Below are 21333 nucleotides of genomic sequence, written 5' to 3'. Positions count from 1 at the left end.
GCCTCGCCTAACGTCGTCACGTGGAATCCTCGGCAGCAGGCCTCGCAGCCCTCGTGCTGTTCGTCCTGGTGCTGGGCTATGGGGTGCCGCTGCGCGTGCGCCAACGCCAGCAACTGCTGGAGTCACGCGTCGACGACCGCTTCTCAGGAGGGCTGCGCGTGCTCGCGGTCGCCGCGGGCGACGTGCCCGCCGCAATCCCTGCCTCCGACCTGACCGCCCGCCCCGCACTCGACCGGCCCGTCGCTGACCGGCCGGCACTGGATCGGCCGGCACTCGATCGGCCCGCACGGGATCGGCCCGCGCAGGCGGGACTGTTGGCGATGACCGCCGGGCCCGGCCCCGTGAAGGTGCCCGTTCCCGCACGCAGCGCACGAGAGGAGACGCCCATGACCGAGCCGAAGGTCGCCGAGCGCGCCTCCTCACGCCTGCGCGTGCTCGAGCTGCGCGCCCTGCGCGCCCGCCGGAGGCTCGCCCTGACGCTGGCCCTCCTGATCGTGACCGTGGTGGTCTGGGCCGCCGTGCCGCTGACGCCGCTGCTGTGGTACGCGGGCCTCGCGCCGACGGCGCTGCTGGTCGCCGTACTGGCGCTGGGCCGCGCGGCCGCCGCCTCGACGCGCCGCGCCGACGCCCGCTGGGCGGCGGAGCGCCGCGCCGCCGAGCGACGTGCCGTGCAGGCTCGGGCGCTCGCCGCCGGAGGGCCGCACGCGCCGCGCAACCGTGCGCGTGTGACCGGTCGGGCGGTGCGCGGGTCGTCGACGATGACGCAGATGATCCCGCGTGTGAAGGTCACCGTGGTCGAGGGCGTGGCGCAGGAGGCCGACGGCGAGCCGCGCCGCGCGCCCGGCGCCGCGTCGGGTACTGCGTCGGGCGCTCGGGCGTCGAGCGATGACGCCTATCGCGCGGACCGTGGGGCGACGACGGCGCAGGCTGTGGCGCGTGACGCCGCGCGGCCTGTAGTGGGAAACCCGACGCCGTCGACTGCGGGTGACTGGACGCGGTCTGCCGCAGGCAGCCCGACGCCGCCGACTGCGGGTGACCGGATGCGGCCTGCCGCAGGCAGCCCGACGCCGCCGACTGCGGGTGACCGGATGCGGCCTGCCGCAGGCAACCCGACGCCGTCGGGCGCGGGTGACTCGACGCCGTCGGCCGTGGGCGACGCCGCCCGGACAGCGGTGGGCGACGCTGCGCCGTCCGCCCGCACCGCCGGGCCGGTGGGCGGGCCGACTGGTGGCACGCCCTGGGAGCCGCGACCCGTGCCGCTGCCGACCTACGTGACCAAGGCCGCTGCGCCGCGGCGCGAGCCGCGGCCGCTCACGGGCGCGCAGCCCGTTGTCTCGCAGCCCGTTGTCTCGACGGGCTGGTCCACCTCGCCGTGGCAGCGCGTCGAGGATCGGGGAGAGCAGGTCGCCGAGGCCGACACATCGTGGTCGCTCGGGACGAGCCCCGTGTCGGCGCCAGGAGCCCCGAAGCCGAGCGAGCCCGCGTCGCCGAGCCCGGACGCAAAGGCCGGTGCGAAGCCGCCCGCCGACTCGCAGGCGCACCCGCGCACCGAGACTCTCGGCCTGCCGCTCGAGCAGATCCTCGCCCGGCGTCGCGCGGCGGGATAGCAGAGCAGGGCCGCGGGAGCCCGCGCGCAGGACCGCGGGGAGCCGCGCCCTTGTGTGCTCGCGCTCGACGGCGTTGGCCCCGGACAGTGAAGCGGTTCGGGACAAAGTCCTGACCGGGCCGGTCGCCAGCGCGCATCGCGCCGTGGAAGCCTCGTGGGTCCGTCTGCCACGCTCGCCTTTGCCCGCTCGCGGTCGGCGGGCCAGCGCAATCAACTCTCAGTGGCCGCGTCCGCGGGCGGCGATGTGTGCCCTCGCCCACCGGGTCGCTCCAACGTGGGGACGGGTTGGCGTCAGTAGGCCGCCGTCCGCGCTGTATCGCGAGGTGGCCATGTCGCGATGTGGCCTGTCGCGATTTGGCCTGTCATGTCTCTGGACATCGGTGACGGTTCTGCATCAGGACATCGGTGACGGTTGATGTGTCAGGACTTCGGTGACGGTTCGGGCTTCTTGGGGTGGGTTCCGCGGGGTTTGCCGTTGCCGACGTACCTGACTCCGGGAGCGGCCCGAGTGTGCTCGATGAGGATCTCGCCGTGGTGGTCGGCGACGATGATCCGTTCGCCGTCGATGACGACGATGACTTCCGCGAAGGCGTGCTCGGCGCCGACCATGTAGAAGACCTTGCGTAGGTAGAAGGTGCCGGCGTGGTTCAGCTTCTTGATGCAGGCGCCCTGGGGAAGTGCCGCCCGCACGGGCGCCGGTACGACTGCCTGCGGCTTGGGCGCGGTGCGCGTGAACAGGGCGCGGATCGGGTTGGGATGGGGAGCCTCGGCCTTCGCCGTCGCGTCCCATGCCGCCTGCGGGGTGATCCTGCCGGGCAGCCCCTGGTGAGGGCGCTGCGTGTTGTAGATGAGGTCGAACGCGTCGACCTGCGCCTGAAGCTGGTCGAGCGTGTCGGCCAGGGGCTGCTTGCCGAGGTAGCGGAACAGGGTCTGATGGAAACGCTCGTTCTTCCCCTGTGTGGTGGGCTTGTAGGGCTTGCCGGTGATCGCCTCCACGCCCAGGACGGTCAAGTGCTCGACGAGCTGGCCCGCGTAGCCGCGTCGAGTGGGGTTCAACGCGGCGCCGTTGTCGCTGAGCAGTCTCTGCGGGACGCCGCGCGCCGCGATGGCCTTGTCCACGACGACGATCGCGCCCTCGGATGTCTCACCCCACGCGACGTGGGAGGCGACGGCGTAACGGGAGTGGTCGTCGATGAGTTGGAAGATCACGCACTTACGCCCACCGGTCAGGACGTACTCGGTCGCGTCGAGCTGCCAGCACGCGTTCGGCGCCGGGTAGACGAACCGCCGGTACGCCGCCCGCGGCTTCTTCCTCGGCTCCAGCCTCGCGACGCCGGCCTGCCGGAAGATCCGTGCGAGCGACGCTGTCGAGGGTGCCGGGTCCAGACCCATCGCGACCATCTTGTCGTGCACGCTGATCGGCCCGTGGTCCAGCCCGGACGCCTCCAGCGCCGACCGCACCGCGACGGCCTGCGCCTTGACCTCGTCGGTCAGCCTCGTCGGGCTTGACGCTGGGCGCCGCGACCGCGGCTCGAGCACCGCCGCCTGGCCCTCAACCGCCGCACGCTTGCGCAACTCGTAGAACGACTTGCGCGAGATGCCATGCTCCGCGCAGAACGTCGTCACCGACCCTCGCGGGGCGTCATCGGGCCACTGCGCGATCGCCAGACGGACACGCGGATCGATCGGTTCTGGGGCTGCCATGCCCCGAGCCTCAGGGCAGAAGTGTCACCACCAAGAACCCCGAAAGCGTCACCGATGTCCTGATGCACAACCGTCACCGATGTCCTGGGACATGACATGTCGCGATTTGGCCACCCTGCCTTGGTGTCGAACAGGTGTTCGATTAGACTGAGGGCGTGAGCGAGGACGCAGCGACGGTGGGGGCCGAAGGTCCCGGTGAGGCCGCACAGCGCGCGGCTGCGGCCGCGCGGGCGGCGTTCCGCGCCGAGGTCAGCGCGCGGCTGGCGGCGTTGGCTCATGTGCGGGCCGAGGATGACGGGTCGCTCGCGGTGCGCCTGTTGGACCAACCGGGGTTGGCCGACGCGATGCTGGGACGCTCGGTCCTTGACCCGTGCGCGCTCGACGCCGAGGGCGTCGCGGCGCTCCCGGCGGAGGTCGCCCGCCTGGTGGAGGTGCGTGGACGCGTCGGTGTGGGCGATCTGGACGAGACGCTCGACGCGCTCGAGGGGGTGCGGCGCCGGCAGAACGCGCTCGCGGCGCTGGAGGGGGTGTTGCTGGAGCGCGCGCGCCGCCAGGCGCTGCGGGCGCAGGATCTGCTCGCCACGGGTGAGGCGATGGTGGGCGCGGCCGGTCCGCGGCGTCGGCGCGAGCTGGCCCGCCGCGCGGTCGTGGCGGACGTGGCGCTGGCCGTGCGCGAGAGCGAGCAGGCCGTCTCCCAGCGCATGGACCAGGCTCAGGCGTTGGTCGCACGCGCCCCGCGCACCCTGTGCGCCGCCGTGGCCGGGCAGGTCTCCTGGGCCAACGCGGGCGCCGTGGCGGACGCGGTCGCCGAGCTGGACGCCCGCACCGCCGCCCGACTCGACGGCGACGTCGTCGCGGCGGCGGGGCGCCAGAACCCGCGCACGTTCAAGCGCACGCTCGCTCGGTCGCGCGAGCGAGTCTGCCCGGCGCCGCCCGAGGTGCGCCACGGCGAGGCCGCGACCAAACGGGGTGTGTGGGCCGACGCGGTCGCCGACGGCATGGCCTACCTGACCCTGTTCGCCCCCGCACCGGCCGTCCACGCGATCACCGACCGCCTGACCACCGTCGCCCAGACCGTCCGCGGACACGGCGACGGGCGCACCCTGGGCCAACTACGCGCCGACGTCGCCTGCGCCCTCCTGCTCGACGACGGCGCCCTCGACCACCACACCACCACCGCCACCGCAGCCGCTGGGAGCGCTGGGAGTGCTGGGAGTGCTGGGAGCGCTGGGAGCGCCGGGAGCGCCGGGAGCGCCGGCGCCGCGGGTGTCGAGGGCGCCGACCGGGCCGCCGGTGACGGACTCGATGGGGCGTTCGAGCGCACGGAGTTCAGCCTCGCCGCCCTGGCCCGGTCGGTGCGCCCGAAGATCTACGTCACGGTCCCGGTCCTGACGCTGCTGGGGCGGACCGACGAGCCCGCCCTGCTGGACGGGACCGTCCCGATCGACCCCGAGACCGCGCGCGAGCTGGCCGGACTGGCCACCTCCTTCACCCGCCTGCTCACCCACCCCCACACCGGCGACGTCCTGGCCATCAGCGCCCAGACCTACCGCCCACCCGCAGACCTACGCCACTACCTCAAGGTCCGCGACACCACCTGCCGATTCCCCGGCTGCACCAGGCCCGCGGCCGGAACCGACGTCGACCACACCACCGCCCATCAAGACCACGGCCCCACCACACCCGACAACCTCGCCCACCTGTGCCGCCACCACCATGTGCTCAAACACCAGACCCGCTTCACCGTGCGCCAACCCGACCACACCGGCGCGCTGACCTGGACCACCCCCACCGCACGCGCCCACACCACCCACCCCGCCCAAGTCCCCGCGACCATCCACACCACACCCCCACGACCCACCCCCTTCTGGCCCCCCGACCCCGACGACGACGCACCCCCACCCCACCCCGACACCCTCCACGACCCCCACCCCGAACACGCCACCGTCCCAGGCCCCCACCACCACAACCCCCACGATCTCCGCGATCCACCCTTCTGAGCCACACGCCTCGCGCACACGGCGCAAGGAGCGGCGTGGGGAGGGGCGCGAGGAGACGCGGGTGGCCGGGCCGCCTCGCGCGGGGCTCAGTGCGACGCCCGCTCTCGGATGGGTCAGCAGGGCCTGCCGTCAGCCAGGTGAGCGTGGGCCCGGGACAGCGCCGACGGTGACGCGGTGCTGGGCGGCCAGCGTCCTGGCCAGCGCGAGCGTCGCGTCGTCGAGTGGAGCGGGCACCAGCGGGTCGCGCTCCCCGCACACCGCGAGCACCGCGTCGCGCACGGCCTCGACGTCGGTCCCGGGCGCCTCGTCGGCCAGAGCGCCGACCGACCGCGCGTCAAAGGGCAGGTCGAGCAGCCGGTACACGTCCCCGAGCACCGCGCGGACCCGGTCGGCGTCGTCGACGACCACGAGCGCGCTGAACAGCCACGCGTCGCGTACCACCCGCTGGGCGGTGCCGACCAACTTCACCTGCCCGCGCGCGTTGACGCTGTGTGCGCCCGGGCAGTACTCGCCCGGCACCGGCCCGACCTGCGCGGCGACGCCCAAGCGCCGCAGGGCGCGCGCGTACAGGTCGCCGAAGTCGGCGAAGCGCCGCTCGATGCCGTCGCCCGGGCGCTCGCCCGTGCCGACGTGGTCGACGACGACGGCGGCGCGCGTGTAGGCGACCGGCAGGCCGCCGACCGCGCGAACCAGGGGCTCGAACCCGGCGGCGCGTGCCGCGTCGGCGGCGGCCGCGAAGCGCGCGTGGCGCACGTCGCGCCGCCCGAAGACCACCACGGGCGCGGCCGGTCGGGAGACGCGCACGGCGCCCGACAGGTCGCCCGCGCCCGCGCGCCGCACCAGCGCGTGCGCGAGGGCAAGATCGAGCGCCGGGTCCAGGCCGGCGCCGCCCGCGTCGTCGTGCGCGCTCAACAGCAGCATTGTCGGATCGTGCCGGTGCGCGGCGCCGGGCGCAACAACCGGGCAACCCTTGGCGGCCCCGCGGCGCGCTGCGCAGGCTCAAGGCGCACACAGTCCCACGCCACCGCGCTGTCCCACGCCATGGCGGAGCCCGTCCAGCACGATCCAGGAGGAGAGTCCCATGACCGTCGCCCATGTCACCGGCGCCGCCCGAGGGATCGGCAGGGCCATCGCGCTGCGGCTGGCGCAGGACGGCCACAACGTCGCCCTGTCCGATCTGCCGTCGATGTCCGCCGAGTTGGAGGCCACGCGCCAGGAGGCGCAGGCGCACGGCGTGCGCAGCGTCGCGCTGCACGGTGACGTGTCGGACCTGGCCTCGGTGCGGGCGCTGGTCGCCGACACCGCCGAACGGCTCGGGTCGCTCGACGTCATGGTCGCCAACGCCGGGATCGCCCAGACCAAGGCGCTGCTTGACGTGAGCCCACAGGAGTACGACCGCGTGCACGCCGTCAACGGGCGCGGCGTCTTCCTCTGCTACACCGAGGCCGCGCGACAGATGATCGCGCAAGGCTCGGGAGGCAAGATCATCGGCGCCGCGTCGATCGCGGGCCACAAGGGGTTCGCCCTGCTCGGCGTCTACAGCTCCAGCAAGTTCGCGGTGCGGGCGCTGACCCAGGCGGCTGCGCAGGAGTGGGCGCCGCACGGCATCACGGTCAACGCCTACTGTCCGGGCATCGTCGACACCGCGATGTGGGTGGAGATCGACCGTGACCTCGGCGCCATCAACGGCGTCGACACGGGGGAGTCGATGCGGGAGATGGCCGCCGGCATCACGCTCGGGCGCGTCTCGACGGGTGACGACGTCGCCAAACTGGTCTCGTTCCTCGCCGGTCCCGACTCCGACTACATGACGGGTCAGTCGGTCCTGGTCGACGGCGGGATGCTGTTCGTCTGAGGGCACGCCCGCGGGGTCGACGGCGGCCCGGTGACCGAGAGCGCGACGCCGTCGGCGACGCGGTAGGGGCGCGCGCTCACGAGCGCGCCGACCTGCCGGCGCATCCGGGAGATCTCGGCGCGGACGGTCACCGTGTGGTCGGGGTCGCCGTACAGGGCCCGGCTGAGCTGGCCCGCCGACAGCCCGGAGCGCCCCGCACTGTGTAGGAGGTCGAGGATCTCGGCGTGCCGGTGCGACAGCGGCGTGCGCCAGGCGGCGTCGTGCGAGCGGACCTCCAGCACGGGCGAGGCCGTCAGATCGAGCACCGCCGCGAGCGCGTGGCCACCGCGGCCGGGCCGCACCAGCCAGCCGTCGTCGAGGCGCTCGGGGACGCACAGGCCCATGCCGGGGACCGCGAGCGGTGTGTCGTCGCGGGGGGCCTCGATGCGCGCCCGTGGCGGGACGCCCGAGTAGTGGGCGACCCAACCGTCCACGTCGACGAGCAGGACCGGTCCTGTGATCGTCGCCAGCACGGGCGCCGCGCGCCTGCGCAGCCGCTCCAGGCGTCGCTGGAGGTGCTGCCACAGTTGCGCCTGAGCGAGCCGCACGCTGGTGGCCACGAGCGCGCCGATGGCCGGGTGCAGTGTCAGGGCGGGGCCGCTCACGTCGACGATCCCCAGCAGCCTTCCGTCGCGCGGGTCGTGGATCGGGTGCGCGGCGCAGAACCACGCGTGCTGGCTCTCCTCGAAGTGCTCGCCCGCGAAGAGTTGGACGGGGGCGGCCTCGGCGAGCGCTGTGCCGATCGCGTTGGTCCCCACCTGGTGCTCCGTCCAGCGCGCGCCCTCGGTGAAGCCGAGGCGGTCGGCCCTCCCGCGGACGGCGGGGGAGCCCACGCGCCACAGCAGGACACCGTCGGCGTCCGTGACGACCATGAGGAACGGGGAGGCGTCAGCCACGGCCGACACGGTCTGGACGAGGTCGCCGATGACCAGGCTCAGCGCCGAGCGCGCCCGACGCCGCTCGACCTCGCTGCGGGGCAGCCGGTCACGGGCGTTGAGCCGCGACGGGTCCAGGCCCGCCCGCAGCACTCGCGCCCACGAGCGTGACACGATCGCGCGCGGCGGCGTGTGGGGTCGGGCGCCCGCGACGACGGCGTCGTGCACCCGGGCCAGCTCGCGCGCGTAGCGCGACAGGTCCGTGCCAGGGCGGATCGCCTCGAACCGGGCCACGCCAATCACCCTCTTCCAGCCGCGTCGTTGCGGCCCCATCGGATGGTGCGGTCCCCCATAGTGCCCACCGACGCCCAAATGTGACAACCGTCACACTGGGGCAACCAAACCGGGAGGCAACAACGGCGCAACCCTCCCGCGCCGGGCGCGGGCGCGCTGTGCTGGCCGTCTCGCGGCGGCGTTCGCCGCGTTCCCCAGGCGGAGGTGACCATGAGGGCAGCGCGTTTCCACGGCCGCGGCGACATCCGGATCGATGACGTCCCCGAGCCGCAGGTGCGACCGGGCACGGTCAAAGTCGAGGTCGAGTGGTGCGGGATCTGCGGCACCGACCTGCACGAGTATCTCGACGGGCCGATCTTCGCCCCTCCTGCGGGCTCACCCCATCCGCTCACCGGTGAGTCGGTCCCCGTCACGCTCGGCCACGAGTTCGCCGGCGTCGTCGCCGAGGTCGGCGAGGGCGCGCAGGGCGTCGCCGTGGGCGACCGCGTCGTCGTTGAGCCGTACATCGTGTGCGGGCGCTGCGACGCGTGCGAGCGCGGGCGCTACAACGTGTGCGCGACGCTCGGCTTCGTCGGGCTCTCGGGCTTCGGTGGCGGGTTCTCACGCTACGTCGTGGCCGAGACCCGCTGGGTGCACCCCTTGGGGGACCTGGGCACCGACGTCGGCGCGCTCGTCGAGCCGCTCGCCGTCGCCCACCACGCGGTCCGGCTCTCGGGCGCGCGGCCCGGCGACACCGCGCTCGTCTTCGGCGCCGGTCCGATCGGGCTGGTCACGACCGCCGCGCTGCGGGCCGCCGGCGTCGAGCAGGTCATCGCCGTCGAGCCCGCGCAGGTCCGCAAGGCCAAGGCCGTGACAGCCGGGGCGGAGCACGTGATCGACCCGGGCGCCATCGACGTCGTCGACGCGGTGATGGAGCTGACCGCGGGGCGCGGCGCCGACGTCTCGTTCGAGTGCGCGGGCGTCGACGCCGTCCTGCGGGCCGCCGTGCGCTCCACGCGCGTGGGCGGCACGTGCGTCAATGTGGCCATCTGGGGGCACGAGGCCACGGTCGCGATGAACGATCTGGTCTTCCGCGAGGTCAACGTGCTCGGCTCGCTCGCGTACGCGGGCGACCACCCCGCGACCATCCAGATGGTCGCCGACGGCCTGGTCGACCCGCACCAGTTCATCACGGGGCGGATCGACCTGGCCGACATCGTCGCCAAGGGTTTCGACGAGCTCATCGGCAACAAGGAGGAGAACGTCAAGATCCTCGTGCGGCCCTGACGGCCCTGGCGGCGCCGACGGCCCTGGCGGCGCGTCAGCGCGGGCGCGTCAGCGCGCGCACCGCCTCGACCACCGCCGACGGCCGCTCCATATGGACCATGTGGCCGGCGTCGTCGACCGCGCGGACCTCGCACTGCCCGGCTTGACGCCGCCCGTCGAACGCCGCCGTGTTGGTGAACGGCAGCACCGCGTCCTGGCGGCCCCACACGACCATGACCGGCACGTCGAGCCCGTCGAGCAGGCTCAGCGCGTCGAGCCCGGCGCGGTCGTCGTCGGTCAGCAGCGTGCCCAGCAGCGCGGCGAGCGCCTCCGCGACGCCGTCGAGCCGCTTGTGGCGCATGAGGTCGTCGGCGAGCTGGCGGGTGGCCAGCGACTCGTCGGCGAACAGCGCCCGCAGGTGTGGCTGGAGCTCGCGGCGCGACGTCGCCCCCGCGAACCCCCGCAGGTAGGCGGCGTTGACCGCGGCGCCGAACCCCGCGGGCGCCACGAGCGTGAGCGAGAGCACGCGGTCGGGCGCCGCCGCGGCGGCCGCCGTGACCACGGCGCCGCCCAGCGAGTGGCCGACCAGGTGGGCCCGGTCGATCCCGCGCGCGTCAAGGTAGCCGGTGACCGCCGCCGCGAGCGTCGCGAGCGACCCGTCGCCCACGTCGGTCGCCGACTCCCCGTGACCCGGCAGGTCGATCGCGTCCACGACGTGGTCGGCCGCAAGCGGCTCCTGCACGAACAGCCAGGAGTTCTTGTCACCGCCGAAGCCGTGCACCAGCACGACGGCGGTGCCCGCCTCGCCGCTGCGGGCGTAGGCGAGCGAGCGCCCCGCGACCTCGACGCAGCCGACCTCGGGACCGGCGACCTCCTCGACCACCCCCGCGTCGAGCTCCTCGCGCGCGGCCCGCGCGGCCTCCTCGACGGCGGCCTCCGCGACCGCCGCGTCGGCCACGAGCGCGATCGTGGCCCCGACCGGGACCACCTCGCCGACCGCGGCGATGACCCGGCACAGCGTGCCGTCCGCCGTCGACTCCAGCGCGCCCGCGATCTTCTCGGTGTCGATCTCGCACAGCTCGTCGCCCTCGGCGACCTCGTCGCCCTCGCTCACGAGCCACTCGGTGATGCGGCCGGACTCCATCGACAGCCCCCACTTGGGCATGACGACCCAGATGACCGACATCAGCGGACCCAGTCCAGGACGGTCTTGGCGGCGTTGACGACGCGCTGGGCGTCGGGGATGTAGACGTCCTCGAGCGCCTGCGAGAACGGGACCGGGGTGTGCGGCGGGCTGACGACCTGGATCGGCGCGCGCAGCGAGCCGAAGCCCTCCTGGGCGACCAGGGCGGCGATGTCGGTCCCGACGTTGCACCGTGGCGAGGCCTCGTCGACGACGACGAGCCGACCCGTCCGTTCGACGCTCTCCAGGATCGTGGCCGTGTCGAGCGGGCTGGTGGTGCGCGGGTCGATGATCTCGGCCTCCACCCCCTGGCGGGCCAGGTCCTCTGCCGCGTCCCGGGCGAACGACACCATCCGCCCGATCGCCACGATCGTCAGGTCGTCGCCGTCACGGACGACGTCGGCCTCACCGAACGGCAGGGCGTACGCGCCCTCGGGCACCTCGCCCTGCGTGTCGTACAGGGCCTTGTGCTCGCAGAAGATGACCGGGTCGTCGTCGCGGATGGCCGCGGCGAGCAGGCCCTTGGCCTCGTACGGGCTCGACGGGACGGCGACCTTGAGCCCGGGGATGTGCGTGAAGATCGGGTACAGCGCCTGCGAGTGCTGCGCCGCGGCGCGCAACCCCGCCCCGTACATGGTGCGGATGACCACGGGTGTGCGCGCCTTGCCGCCGAACATGTACCGGAACTTGGCGGCCTGGTTGAAGATCTGGTCGAAGCACACGCCCATGAAGTCGATGAACATGAGCTCGGCCACCGGGCGCAGGCCCGCCGTCGCCGCGCCGATCGCGGCGCCGATGAAGGCCGACTCCGAGATGGGGGTGTCCAGCACCCGGCCGGGGAACTGGTGGTACAGCCCCTTGGTGACGCCGAGGACGCCGCCCCAGGCGTCGTCGTCGCCGGGGCTGCCCTCGCCGCCGGCGTTGTCCTCGCCCATGACGATGACGCTGGGGTCGCGCCTCATCTCCAGCGAGATCGCCTCGTTGATCGCCTCGCGATAGCTGATCGTGCGTGCCATGTGCGCTCCTGAGGGTGGGTCGTGGGTTCGGGGTGGGCCAGGTCAGTAGACGACGTAGACGTCGGTCTCCAGGTCCGCGGCGGTCGGTGGCGGCGCCGCCTTGGCCTCGGCGACCGCCTCGTCGATGAGGCGCGCGACGTCGGCGTCGACGCCGTCGAGCTGGGCGCCGGTGAGCTCGCCCGTCTGCGTGACGCGCGCGCGGAAGCGCTTGAGGCAGTCGAGGTTGGCGCGCGCGTCGGCGACCTCGTCGGCGCGGTAGGTCTGCTGGTCGCCCTCGAAGTGGCCGAAGTACCGCGTGAACTTGACCTCGATGAGCGTCGGCCCACCGCCCTCGCGCGCCCGCCCGACCGCCTCACGCGCGGCCTCGTGCACCGCGAAGAAGTCGAAGCCGTCGACGATGACGCCCGGCATGCCGAACCCGGCGGCGCGGTCGGCGATGTTGTCGGTCGCGACCGACCACGTGCTCGCCGTCGCCTCGGCGTAGCCGTTGTTCTCCGCGACGAACACGGCCGGCAGGTTCCACACCGAGGCGAGGTTCATCGACTCCAGCGTCGTGCCCTGGTTGCTCGCGCCGTCACCGAAGAAGGTGACGCCGACGCCGCCCGTGCCGCTCAACTTCGCGGCCAGCGCGGTGCCGCACGTCAGGGGCGGGCCGCCGCCGACGATGCCGTTGGCGCCGAGCATCCCCTTGGACAGGTCGGCGATGTGCATCGAGCCGCCCTTGCCGCGGCAGGTGCCCGTGGCGCGGCCGTAGATCTCGGCCATCATGCCCTTGACCTCGACGCCCTTGGCGATGCAGTGACCGTGGCCGCGGTGCGTGCTGGAGATGGTGTCGCGCTCGTCGAGGGTGACGCACACGCCCGCGGCGGACGCCTCCTCGCCCGCGTACAGGTGCACGAAGCCCGGGATGTCGCCCGTCGCGAACTCGGCGTGCACACGCTCCTCGAACTCACGGATCGTGCGCATCATCCGGTAGGCGTCCAAGAGCCGCTCCGGGCCCAGGTCAGCGGATCCCGTGGGAGCCGGCATGGTGTCGGTCATGAGGTCCTCCAGTTCGTCGGTGTTGTCTGCCGAATGCTCAGGACGCCGGTGCGCGCGGCCTCGCGCATCACCGCGGCGACGTCGACGCAGCGCGGGCCGTCGCGCACCAGGGCGACGGTCGCCGGCCGCCCGCCCCACAGCTCGATCTCACGCTCACCGTCGACGGCGATGACGCCGTTCGAGCGGGGGAGAGTCAGGGTCTCGCCGGGGCGCAGCGGGCGGAATGCGTCGACCCCGACAGGCACGACCAGCCCGGGCGCGATCGACGCGCGCACGACGTAGCGGGCCCGCTCGGGCGGCGCCAGGTCCAGCACGACGCCGTCCGGGTCCTCGCGCGGGCTCGGGCACAGCAGCCCGGCGACGCTCGACAGCCCGACGCCGTCGGGCTCGGCGAACGAGCACACGAGCGTCAGCAGGTCGTCGGGGCGCCACAGCGCGCGCGAGCCAACATGCTGCGCGGACGAGACGCACACGTCCACCAGCGCGAGCTCGCGCCGCCCCGGCGTGCGGACCTCGAGCGCCCCGGCGCGGCGCACCGTCGTCGCCGGGTCGACAGCGCCGACGGCAACCAGCCCGGCGGCCAGGCCCGCCACCGTGGCCTCGCGCATCTGCGGGAAGGCGTTGTTGGTGCCCGTCGACAGCGCCAGCATCGGGACGTCCCCGCACGCGTCGGCGGCGACCCGAGCGGTGCCGTCTCCGCCCAGACACACGATCACGCGGGCGCCGGCGGCGACCATGCGGCGCACCGCGTCGACCGTGTCCTGTGCGGTGCCTCGCCGTCGGTCCTCGTCGCAGAACGTCAGGCGCGGCCAGTCCGGGTCGTGCCCGGGGCGCCGGGTGTGCGCCGCGCGCAGCACGGACGCCGAGATGCCCGTCTTGTCGGTGTTGAGCATCGCGTGCCCGACGCCGACCGCGGCGAACGCCGCCAGCATCCGGCGCACCATATTGGCCTTCTCCGCGGTGGGGAAGACCGACGCGGCCGCGACCAGGCGGCGGATGTCGCGCCCCGACGCGGGGTTGGCGACCACCCCGACCGTCACCTCGTCTGTGATTGCGGTCACGGCTCCAGTGGACGTGGCGAAAGGGGTGGCCGACAGGGTTGCATCAGGGTTGCGGGGGCCCGGTTTCGAGCCCCCGCGCGGTCGCGCCGTGCGCCTTGCTGATCGAGAGCACCTGAGCCTTCGCCCGCACAGAGTCTGCGATCGCTCCGCTGGGTCAGGCGACCCGGTTCGTCAGTGGCGGCTCGCCCGGGCCTCAGCGCTGAGCACTGTGAAGGCCACCTCGACGAGCCGGCTGTGACTGGGGGCGCCGTCGGCGAAGATGTCCAGGATGTGTTCGGCCGTGCCCTCGGAGTTGACGTTCACGGAGGCGAAGGGGGGCATGGAGTAGCGGCCCTCCCCGATGTCGTCGAAGCCGATGACGCTGACGTGCTCGGGAATTGCGACGCCGTGGGTCGCGAGGGTGTACAGGGCGCCGAACGCCAAGGTGTCGCTGAAGCAGAACAGCCCGTCGAACTCTGTTCCAGAGGTCAGTAAGCGTTCGGCGGCGGCAGACCCCTCGGCCCTGTTGAAGTCGGTGACGGCGCCGACGAGCGCCGGGTCGAATGGCACGCCCGCGGCCTCGAGCGCCGCGCGATAGCCGGCCAGGCGCAGACGGGAGGTCGCCGTCGACCCGTGATCCTGTGCGCCGATGACAGCGACGCGGCTGCGGCCGAGGTCAAGCAGGTGTTCGGTGGCAGCCCTCGCCGCCGCGACGTTGTCGATTCCGACGTGCGGCACGCGCTCGGTCGCGAGCGCCTCGCCGTGCTCGCCGATGAGCACGAGCGGGATCGAGCTTGTCCGCTCGCCGAGGTCCTGCGTCGTCAGTGCGAGGGGGCTGAGCACCAGTCCGTCGACCGCGGGCAGTCCGGCACCTTGGCTGATTCTGCGTTCGGCGACACGGTCGCCGTGGGTCTGGCTTACCAGCACGGTCAGGCCCCGGCGTTGGGCAGCGGTGAAGAACCCCGACGCGAACTCGGCGAAGTACGGCTCACGCAGGTCAGGGATCGCGAGGCCAACGAGCCCGCTCGTCCCGCTGCGCAGTTGTCGGGCGGCGAGGTTGGGCCGGTAGCCGAGATCGTCGATCGCCGCCAGGACCTTGGCGCGCACCGCGTCGGAGACCATCCCGGTGCCGTGGACGACGTTCGAGACCGTCTTGGCGCTGACGCCGACCCTGGCCGCGACGTCGACGAGCCTGACTCGTGCCACGCTGCATCCTCCCCGGTCAGACGTGCGCGAGGTGACACTCGTCCGCCATTTGTTGACACCTTCTGGGGGGAAGGTTAGCCTCCTGAGCAGTTGAGTTCAACGCTGAACCAAACTGCGTTCTCGAGCCCCGGTGACATGCCTCGCCAGTGGGCTCCCGCCCGTAGGTTCAACGTTGAATCGCGTCGTGACGTCATCGAGCAAGGGGCTGAGCGGTGAGCGAGACCAGGGTTTCGGCGACGGGCCGCTATGTCCCGTATCTCTACGTCCTGCCGGTCGTTGTGATCTCCGGCGTCCTCATCTATTTCAGCATCGGCTTCACCGCCTGGGCGAGCCTGACCGACTGGAACGGTCTGCGCCGGATGAACTTCGTCGGGCTGGACAACTACGCCGAGTTGATCCACGACCGGACGTTCTGGATCGCGCTGCGCAACAACGTCCAGTTCCTCGTGGTCACCGTGCTCGTCCAGGCCGTGCTCGGCCTCCTTGTCGCGGTGATCTGCAAGGAGCGGCTTCGCGGAAGCAACGTATTCAAGGCGATCTTCTTCCTGCCCATCGCCATGGCCCCGGCGATCATCGCCACGGTCTTCAAGTACATGATGGAGGCCAACTACGGGTCGCTGAACGAGTCGCTGCGAGCGATCGGCCTGCTGGGCCAGGGCGAGGTGGTCGAGTGGCTCGGCCGCGATCTGGGCGTCTGGTCGATCATCGCGATCAACATTTTTCAGTGGATGGGCTTCTCGATGATGGTCTACTTCTCGGGCCTCATGTCGATCCCTGACGAACTGTATGAGGCCGCGATGCTCGACGGCGCCGGCTGGTGGCGGCGCCTGCGCTCGGTGACGATCCCGTCCTTGCGCGGCACCACCAATGTGCTCATCGTGCTCGGCATCGTCGGGTCGCTGAAGACCTTCGACATCGTATGGCTCACCACTGGCGGTGGACCCGGCGTCTCGACCCAGTTCCTGTCGACTTTCCTCTACCAGGCTCGCGCCGACCGCGAGGCCGGATACGCCTCGGCCATCGGCATGGTCATCCTCCTGGTCGCCTTCGTGCTGTCGATGGCCCAGATCAGGTTCGCGAACAGGGAGCGGTGAACAAGATGCGCGCGCGGGTGGGCGTGAAGGTCATCATGTACGGCGTGCTGGTCGTGATGACCGCGCTGTGGCTGTACCCGATCGGGATAGCGATCTACAAGTCCCTCGCCGTCGGCGGTGTCCACAACTACGAGGTCGTGCTGAACCATCCCGTGTTCAGTTACTGGCACGCCATCGGCAACTCGTTCCTGCTCGCCGGCGCCTCCGCGCTGACGATCATGGTCATTGCGTCGCTCGGCGGGTTCGCGTTCGCCAAGCTTCGGTTTCGTGGGCGGAAGGTGCTGTACAACGCGCTGCTCGCCTGCCTTGCGGTCCCTATCGCGGCGCTGATCACGCCACTGTTCTTCACCATCAAGTCGATCGGCCTGCGTGACACCTACACCGGCGTGATCATCCCGCTGGTCGCGTTCAACGTGCTGATGATGCTCATGCTGATGCGCAACCACTTCGAGTCGCTCCCCGACGAGTTGATCGAGGCCGCGAAACTGGACGGCGCCTCGACCTTCCGCACCTTCCGCAGCGTGCTGGTCCCGCTGTCCGGTCCGGCCCTCGCGAATGTGGGGGTGCTCTCCTTCGTCTACTCCTGGAACGAGTACTTGTTGCCGACGCTGCTGATCCGCAGTCCGGAGAGGTTCCCGGTCACTCAGGCGATCTCTTTGCTGCAGTTCGACCGCATGAGTCAGGAGCAGATATCGCAGATGTACGCGGGTCTGATCCTGATGACGATCCCGTCGATCATCGTCTACCTGTTCAGCCAGCGATACCTGCAAGCGGGTGTCACGGCAGGCGCGGTGAAGGCATGAGCACCTTCACCAACCCGGCCGCATACGACGACGGCGTGACGCGAGCCAACCCCGACCCGTTCGTGCTGCGGTTCCGCGGGCGCTACTACTGCTACGCCACGGGATCAGACGGCGTCCGAGTGAGCGTCTCGCCTGATCTGGTGACTTGGAAGTCGCTCGGCCTCGCGCTGACCGTCGAGGGCCGAGCCGAGTACTGGGCGCCGTGCGTCATCTATGCCCAGGGCGCCTTTTGGATGTACTACTCGGACCGCCCGCAGGGGTCCGACGACCCCCACCAAGAGGTTCTTCAAGTCGCGACCAGTCCGCTGCCCCAAGGCCCGTTCCGCCCGCGTCGCCGGTTCTTCGACACGTTCTCGATTGATCCCCACGTGGTGCGTGACCCGCAGTCCGGCGAGTACGTCATGTTCTACTCGACGAACGACGCCACGGGACTCGCGGCAGAGAACGTTGGCACCTCGATCCTGATTGACCGGATGACGGCGATGGACCGCCTGGCTGGCCAGCCGCGCCCCGTCGTCCTGCCGACGCTCGACCAAGAGATCTTCGAGCGCAATCGCTTCGGAGATGGGCGCGACTGGTACACGATCGAGGGTGCCACGTACTTCACGCATCACGACACCGCGTTCCTGACCTACTCCGGCAACGCCTACGTCGGAACCGACTACTTCATCGGCTACTCACGCGCCGCCGTGCGCGCCGCGGACGGCTCGATGACGCCGGTGACCGACCTGCATTGGTCGAAGTTCCCGAGCGACTACGTCTACGCGCCGCTGGTGCGCCGCAACGATGACGTCGAGGGCACCGGACACAACTCGGTCGTCAAGGCGCCCAATCTGATCGACGACTGGATCGTCTACCACGGGCGCGACGCTGACCAGGTCCTCGACCCCCGCAAGGAGCAGCGGGTCATGCGGGTCGACCGTCTCTACCCGGACGGCGACCGGCTCATCACGGACGCGCCGACGGCGTCACCGCAGCGCGTCCCGGCCGGCCCGACGATCTTCGAGGACTTCGCCGCAGCCGACCTCGACACGGCCTGGCAGGTCGTCTCGGGCAGGTTCTCACCGCTCGCCCGCACCGACGCGCAGGCTCCAGCGGTCCGATGCGAGGCGGGCCTGGGCGCGCTCCTGGTCCATGAGCGCGAGGTGTCTTGCTTCATCGCCGAGGTGTACGTGCGAGCCGAGCCCTCCGACGCCGGCGCGCGATACGGCGTGGCTCCGGTCTTCCGCTCCGAGGCCGACCAGGTGCGCGTGCTCATCGACTCCGCCCGCCGCGAGATCGAGGTGGCGCAGGTGCGCCGCGGCATCGAAGAGCGGATCGCGGCTGCACCGTTGCCCGTGCTCGATCCGACGGCGTGGCAGCACCTGCGTGTCGAGCGCACCTTCGAGGTGATCGACGTCTGGCTTGACGACCTGCGCCTGCTCACTGCCCGGACGGACGACCACGCGCCCTCCCGCATCGGGCTCGCCTGCGCGGGGACGGCTGCCGAGTTCTCGGCGTTCACACTCACCGAGCACCTGGACTTGTGGGGGGAGCGACTGCGTCACCTGCCCAAGGTCTTCCGATCAAGCCGGAGCGTCGCCGTCGAGCGTGGATTGCGCGTCGGGGGGCGTCGGCCATTGCGGTTGACCTCCGACGCGCTGCCGCCCGCCTCGCGGATCGTCCACGAGGTCGAGATCCTCGCGCCGTACGGGTATGCCGAGGTCACCCTGGGCGACCTGGCGGGCAAGGAGAGCGTGCGCGCGCGCGTCGTGTCGGGTCGGTACGAGATCGTCCACTCCGCAGCCGGATCGCAGCGCCGACTCGCGCACGGCCCGCTCGACGCACCGCGTGCCTCGGTGCGGATGTGCGCCCTCGGGAGCACCTTCGCCATCCGCATCGGCGGCGACGCCGTCGACCTGCCCGCACCAGCCTGGCCCGACCTGCGGGCCCAGACGGAGCTCTCCGGGGCGGTGCTCCACAGCTTCGAGTTGACCACGGCAAGCGGGACCCCGCCTGCCGGCCACCACCACAAGAATGCGAGCACCACACCATGAGCCCATCGAAGAACCTGCGCATCGGCGTCGCGATGGCGGCAGCGGCCGGCCTTGCACTGGCTGGGTGCGGCTCGAGCGACGACGCCGGTGACAGCGCCACCGGCGACGGCGACATCGAGCTCACCTTCCACTCCTGGCTGCCCACGCAGGCACAGTGGCCGGAACTGATCGCGGCGTTCGAGGAGGAGAACCCGGGTATCACGATCACGTTCACGCGAGAGGAGGACTACGCCGCCTTCAAGACCAACCTCGACAACGAGATTCTGGCAGGGGAGACCCCGGACCTGTTCGGCATCCAGGTTGGCTCCTCGTTCGACGACTACGCCGACTACGCGCAGTCCGTCGACGATTACGCCTCGGACTGGATCGACAGTGTCAACGCCACTGCGCTCGAGCAGACGACGACGTCGGACGGCACGCTCGCGGCGGTGCCGGTCCTGCTCGCCGGAATGGAGTACTACCTCTACAACAAGACACTGATGAATGAGCTCGGCCTGACGTTGCCCGCGACCTACGACGAGCTCGTGGCCGTGAGCCAGGCCGCGCGCGAGGCGGGCTACTCACCGTTCGCAATGGGCGCTGCGGACACGTGGCACGCCGCGGACTTCTTCGTGTGGATGAGCAACCAGTTCGGCGACGGGGGCGACGTCTACAAGGCGGCGAAAGGCGAGATCCCCTGGGACTCGGACTCGCTCGTGGAGGCCGCCACGGCGTGGCAGAAGCTCTTCACGGACGGCGTGTTCCAGGATGCGGCCACCACGGTGACCACCTACCCCCAGGCGCGTGACGACTTCTTCCTCGCCCGCAAGGCGATCGCCTTTCCGACCGGCTCGTGGCACGTCGGCATGGCGCTCGACGGCCCCGACCAGGAGCAGCCCGGCACGGCGGCAGAGGCGGACGAGATCGGAATGGCCCTCTTCCCGACCATCGGCGCCAACGATGCGGGGGCGACGTCGGGAGTCGACTTCGCGATCGCCATCAGTTCCGACTCCTCCTCGCAGAAGCAGGCGGCCGCGGCCAAGTTCGTCGAGTTCATGGCGGTGGGCACAGGGCAGCAGTTGTGGGTCAACACCCTCCAGGGCTTCCCCGTCGCTGACGGCGTCTCGATCGAGATCGCGGACAACGAGCCCCAACTCGGCAAGGACTCGGTCGCGCTCGTCACCGACACGCTCGCCGCGAGCGCCTACGCCCGCAAGCTCGCCTCGGACAACGCGTCTCTGGAGAACGACCTAGGCATCGTGCTGCAGAACATCGCGGCAGGGGCCGATCCCGCCTCGGAGCTCGCGACGCTCAACTAGCCCAAGATCAGGGCGACCCGCCCGACCCGACCGCCAGAACCACACCCACGCCAGCCCGGTGCCGGCGCCGTACCCGATCACCCACCAGGGGAACCCGGGGATCTCGGGGCGCGCGCCGGCCGAGGCGACGTCGGCGGGCGGTGTTGGCAACACCCGCTCACCCGTGACGAGGATGCGCTGGGTGTTGATGCCGAGGGGTGTGCACGTCACGAGCGTCACCAGGTCCCGCCCGATCACGGGACGGATCTCCTCGGTCTCATCCGGGTCGATGACCTTGATCTCGACGACCTCGTAGGTCAGCACGCGCCCGACCACCTCGATGGTGAACCGGTCACCCGGCTCGACCTTGTCCAGGTTGGTGAAGAGCGTGGCGCTCGCGAGCCCACGATGGCCAGTCAGGACGGCGCGCGTGCCCTCGCCGCAGACCGGGAGCGACGTGCCCTGCAGGTGCCCCAGGCCCTTCACGAGGACGTCGTCACTGGTGCCGTGATAGACGGGCAGGTCGACGTCGATCGACGCGATGCGTAGGCGCGCGAGTGAGTTGGTCGGGGGAGACTTGAGCAGCTCCCAGTAGTTGAGGTCCGCGCCCGAGACGCCGACGCCCTCGGCGAGGCTGCTGCCGCCCGCGTACAGCGCGCCCGACTGCAGGAGGCCGTTGTACTCGTGCGCGGCGTCGATGCGCGCGTCGATGGTGGCCTTGGCTTGCCCTGCGTTGATCTTGGCCTGGTCGAACACGATGTTCGACTGGTTGTACTGCGCGACCCAGGAGGCGGCTGACGGGTAGAGGAGCAGTGTGAGGCCGGCCTGCAGCAGGAGTGCGACGGTCAGGCCGAGCCAGGTGAACCGCCAGCGCTGCGGTGAAGTGTTGCGGCTGGGGGAGGGGGCCGCTCCGGTCGGGTCGCCGTCGTCGTGTGTCACGTTCGCTGCCTCACTGCGCTGGTGTCGGTGGTCCTGCGTGAGTGGTCCGGTGGTGACGCCCGGGCGGGGCGAGGGTCGCA

Annotated in this window: 17 protein-coding genes; 8 read left to right on the top strand and 9 right to left on the bottom strand. The window is 71.6% G+C overall.

Going from position 1 to position 21333, the window contains the following annotated elements; translation table 11 throughout:
* The first annotated feature begins 20 nt into the window (after positions 1–20).
* Positions 21–1607 (top strand): hypothetical protein, encoded by a 1587-nt coding sequence (locus EV386_RS11395; RefSeq protein WP_130415064.1) that lies wholly within the window; start codon positions 21–23, stop codon positions 1605–1607.
* Between the two features lie 419 nt (positions 1608–2026).
* Here EV386_RS11395 and EV386_RS11390 read toward each other — a convergent pair whose 3' ends face one another.
* Positions 2027–3310 (bottom strand): integrase core domain-containing protein, encoded by a 1284-nt coding sequence (locus tag EV386_RS11390; protein ID WP_130415062.1) that lies wholly within the window; start codon positions 3308–3310, stop codon positions 2027–2029.
* A gap of 155 nt (positions 3311–3465) precedes the next feature.
* Here EV386_RS11390 and EV386_RS11385 point away from each other — a divergent pair, with 155 nt between their 5' ends.
* Positions 3466–5310, top strand: coding sequence for an HNH endonuclease signature motif containing protein (locus EV386_RS11385; protein ID WP_130415060.1), 1845 nt, complete (start codon positions 3466–3468; stop codon positions 5308–5310).
* A 129-nt stretch (positions 5311–5439) separates the two neighbouring features.
* Here the strand turns inward: EV386_RS11385 and EV386_RS11380 are convergent, their stop codons facing one another.
* On the bottom strand, positions 5440–6231 hold the full coding sequence (locus EV386_RS11380) for a lipoyl protein ligase domain-containing protein (protein ID WP_130415058.1): 792 nt from the start codon (positions 6229–6231) through the stop codon (positions 5440–5442).
* A 160-nt stretch (positions 6232–6391) separates the two neighbouring features.
* Here EV386_RS11380 and EV386_RS11375 point away from each other — a divergent pair, with 160 nt between their 5' ends.
* The gene (locus EV386_RS11375; RefSeq protein ID WP_130415056.1) at positions 6392–7165 is read left to right on the top strand and encodes an acetoin reductase; all 774 of its coding nucleotides are present in this window, start codon (positions 6392–6394) and stop codon (positions 7163–7165) included.
* Here the strand turns inward: EV386_RS11375 and EV386_RS11370 are convergent.
* Positions 7126–8373, bottom strand: a complete 1248-nt coding sequence (locus tag EV386_RS11370) for a sigma-54-dependent transcriptional regulator family protein (protein ID WP_130415054.1) — start codon at positions 8371–8373, stop codon at positions 7126–7128. The genes EV386_RS11375 and EV386_RS11370 overlap by 40 nt on opposite strands.
* 210 nt (positions 8374–8583) lie before the next feature.
* On the opposite strand from EV386_RS11370, the gene EV386_RS11365 reads away from it, so the two are divergent.
* Positions 8584–9639, top strand: coding sequence for a 2,3-butanediol dehydrogenase (locus EV386_RS11365; RefSeq protein WP_130415052.1), 1056 nt, complete (start codon positions 8584–8586; stop codon positions 9637–9639).
* A 34-nt stretch (positions 9640–9673) separates the two neighbouring features.
* Here EV386_RS11365 and EV386_RS11360 read toward each other — a convergent pair whose 3' ends face one another.
* The 5 genes from EV386_RS11360 to EV386_RS11340 form a co-directional block, all read right to left on the bottom strand.
* On the bottom strand, positions 9674–10804 hold the full coding sequence (locus EV386_RS11360; protein ID WP_130415050.1) for an acetoin dehydrogenase dihydrolipoyllysine-residue acetyltransferase subunit: 1131 nt from the start codon (positions 10802–10804) through the stop codon (positions 9674–9676).
* Positions 10804–11817 (bottom strand): alpha-ketoacid dehydrogenase subunit beta, encoded by a 1014-nt coding sequence (locus EV386_RS11355; RefSeq protein ID WP_130415048.1) that lies wholly within the window; start codon positions 11815–11817, stop codon positions 10804–10806. Before EV386_RS11355 ends, EV386_RS11360 begins: the two co-directional genes overlap by 1 nt.
* A gap of 42 nt (positions 11818–11859) precedes the next feature.
* Positions 11860–12858 (bottom strand): thiamine pyrophosphate-dependent dehydrogenase E1 component subunit alpha, encoded by a 999-nt coding sequence (locus EV386_RS11350; protein WP_130415046.1) that lies wholly within the window; start codon positions 12856–12858, stop codon positions 11860–11862.
* Positions 12855–13919: an ATP-NAD kinase family protein gene (locus EV386_RS11345; RefSeq protein ID WP_207216522.1), complete on the bottom strand. Its 1065-nt coding sequence runs from the start codon at positions 13917–13919 to the stop codon at positions 12855–12857. The genes EV386_RS11350 and EV386_RS11345 overlap by 4 nt, the downstream gene beginning before the upstream one ends.
* A gap of 171 nt (positions 13920–14090) precedes the next feature.
* The gene (locus tag EV386_RS11340) at positions 14091–15104 is read right to left on the bottom strand and encodes a LacI family DNA-binding transcriptional regulator (protein ID WP_207216521.1); all 1014 of its coding nucleotides are present in this window, start codon (positions 15102–15104) and stop codon (positions 14091–14093) included.
* A 212-nt stretch (positions 15105–15316) separates the two neighbouring features.
* On the opposite strand from EV386_RS11340, the gene EV386_RS11335 reads away from it, so the two are divergent.
* The 4 genes from EV386_RS11335 to EV386_RS11320 are packed head-to-tail and all read left to right on the top strand — an operon-like array spanning position 15317 to position 20335.
* Positions 15317–16198, top strand: a complete 882-nt coding sequence (locus tag EV386_RS11335; RefSeq protein WP_130415044.1) for a carbohydrate ABC transporter permease — start codon at positions 15317–15319, stop codon at positions 16196–16198.
* Positions 16199–16203: 5 nt separating this feature from the next.
* Positions 16204–17001, top strand: a complete 798-nt coding sequence (locus tag EV386_RS11330; RefSeq protein WP_130416901.1) for a carbohydrate ABC transporter permease — start codon at positions 16204–16206, stop codon at positions 16999–17001.
* Positions 16998–19037 carry a glycoside hydrolase family 43 protein gene (locus tag EV386_RS11325; RefSeq protein WP_130415042.1) on the top strand — a complete coding sequence of 680 codons (2040 nt, stop codon included), beginning with the start codon at positions 16998–17000 and terminating at the stop codon, positions 19035–19037. Before EV386_RS11330 ends, EV386_RS11325 begins: the two co-directional genes overlap by 4 nt.
* Entirely contained in the window at positions 19034–20335 is a 1302-nt protein-coding gene (locus EV386_RS11320; protein ID WP_130415040.1) for an ABC transporter substrate-binding protein, read from the top strand. Before EV386_RS11325 ends, EV386_RS11320 begins: the two co-directional genes overlap by 4 nt.
* Here the strand turns inward: EV386_RS11320 and EV386_RS11315 are convergent.
* Entirely contained in the window at positions 20267–21253 is a 987-nt protein-coding gene (locus tag EV386_RS11315; protein ID WP_130415038.1) for a class C sortase, read from the bottom strand. The two genes, EV386_RS11320 and EV386_RS11315, sit on opposite strands and share 69 nt — an antisense overlap.
* Between the last annotated feature and the right edge of the window lie 80 nt (positions 21254–21333).

Origin of the sequence: Xylanimonas ulmi (genome assembly GCF_004216535.1) — a bacterium.
Lineage (GTDB): Bacteria > Actinomycetota > Actinomycetes > Actinomycetales > Cellulomonadaceae > Xylanimonas > Xylanimonas ulmi.
This window is presented reverse-complemented; position numbering and strand designations above follow the sequence as displayed.